We start from the raw sequence: 1,618 nt of genomic DNA on the forward strand, positions 1-1,618 counted from the left end.
AGGTCAGCCGCCCGCCATCGAAGGCGGCGACCACTTTCTTGCGGCCGATCGCTGGAAAGCCGAAGGCTCGGTCGCATTGTCATCCATGGCGGGTGTGGCAAGGCCTGGCGGTGCTGCGGGTTGGTCTCGACACCCAAGTCAGTAAACGCAATCAGCAGCTTACGCCACGCCCGCCAGCCTCCCCGTATACCCGTGGTGAATACGAACGGCTAGCAGGTCCGTCTCGGAAACGGGCGGCTTCTGACCACACTAGGATGGGCATGCGGCGGACCCGGAGCATTCTGCGGCGGCCCGGCGGGCGGTGCAGAGCGAGGCAGCACCACCCGCGTTTGCGCGTCGCTTTCCAGTCGGACAAATCGTTATCCAAGGAAACCGGGTGCAGCTCACGGGTATTTTGCCGCAAGGTCATACAGCGGATTGCGGAACAAGCTTTCCGAGTAGCGGTTATAACTAAGCTTCGGTGTGCGCCAGGTTGAAGGTACCGGACCGAACTTGGCTAGGATGAGCCCATCTCCGCTGTAGGACTCCTGAACGTCGTGTTCAGCAATGATTGTTGCGTCAGCTTGGCGCAGCACTGCCAAGCAGCGCTGATGGGTTAGTGGGTCTTTGCTGATATGATGCGTGTGCGTCGACACAATTACCCAACTCAATCGCCCTGCGGTAGCCAGCTCGGTACAGCTGGTCAGAACATCCAGCTCAGCGCCTTGTGCATCGCAATGCAGCAGGTCGAGATGTTCAATTTTTTGGCTTTCCATCAGGCTGTCTACGGTTACGCATGCGAGCTCGCGGATACCAGATACCTCAGTGGTGAAAGGCGTGGGAGCAGCAGGAGTTTTTCCAACGAAGGCGTTGATGAAGTAGGGAGCGCGGTTGTTGAGGCGCGCATTGGTCCGGCCCACTTCCAAGTTCGCTGGGTCTGCTTCTACAATGACGCTCCGCCGACCTTTTCCCTTGGATAGAAACCAGAGGGAATAGAAGCTCCAGAATCCACCTAGCTCCAACATGGTGGCGCCAGCAGGGAGATGTTTCATCACCTCAGCGAATAAAGTTTCTTCCTGCGGCTCGTGATGGCCGCGGCAGCGAGTAATAAGGTCCTGCATCCAGTCTCCATAGTAGCCTCCGGCGACCACTCTGATGCCGTTGTGCATGATCTGTACACGCAAGCCGTCTGCCTGCTCGACTACAGCGCCTGCATTTGGAACCTTGGGCAGCACATCAGCATCGCGACATCGCGTTGCTATGGCTATACGCTCCTCTACGGTGCGTGTTACGGGAACCTGCTTTTCCAGCAGCATTGGATCGAGCTGCTGCACCTGCGCTACCGCGCTCAACCCATCTGTTCCTTTGGCCTCGGTGCGAAGAGGCCGGAGACGTGCCAAACTGGCTTCCAGTTCCGCCACACGCGCAAACGCTAAATCTCGCTGGATGTAGGCGGCTCTGGCGAGCGGCAGGCGTGAGAGCACCCATTCCACAGCTGAACGTAGATGTCGCTTCATGGCACCTCGATTTACCGAGCAGGGCGGCTACCTAGTGCACTGACTCAAACGGAAGGTGCAGGAAGCCTGGCCAGCGTGCCGAGGATGGTGTCGGCAGGCCTGGTCCAGGCGAATGGCTTGGC

1 protein-coding gene is annotated in these 1,618 nt (G+C 58.7%); it reads right to left on the bottom strand.

Going from position 1 to position 1,618, the window contains the following annotated elements; genetic code table 11:
• Nucleotides 1-383: 383 nt before the first annotated feature.
• Complete coding sequence (locus tag EP26_RS34410) at nt 384-1,496, bottom strand: FkbM family methyltransferase (protein ID WP_084113200.1); 1,113 nt, start codon at nt 1,494-1,496, stop codon at nt 384-386.
• Nucleotides 1,497-1,618: the final 122 nt, after the last annotated feature.

This window comes from Belnapia moabensis DSM 16746 (assembly GCF_000745835.1).
In the GTDB taxonomy this organism is placed as follows: Bacteria; Pseudomonadota; Alphaproteobacteria; order Acetobacterales; family Acetobacteraceae; genus Belnapia; species Belnapia moabensis.

Excerpts from the sequence above, each read along its gene's own strand:
- EP26_RS34410 (WP_084113200.1), bottom strand. The coding sequence starts at position 1,496 with ATGAAGCGACATCTACGTTCAGCTGTGGAATGGGTGCTCTCACGCCTG.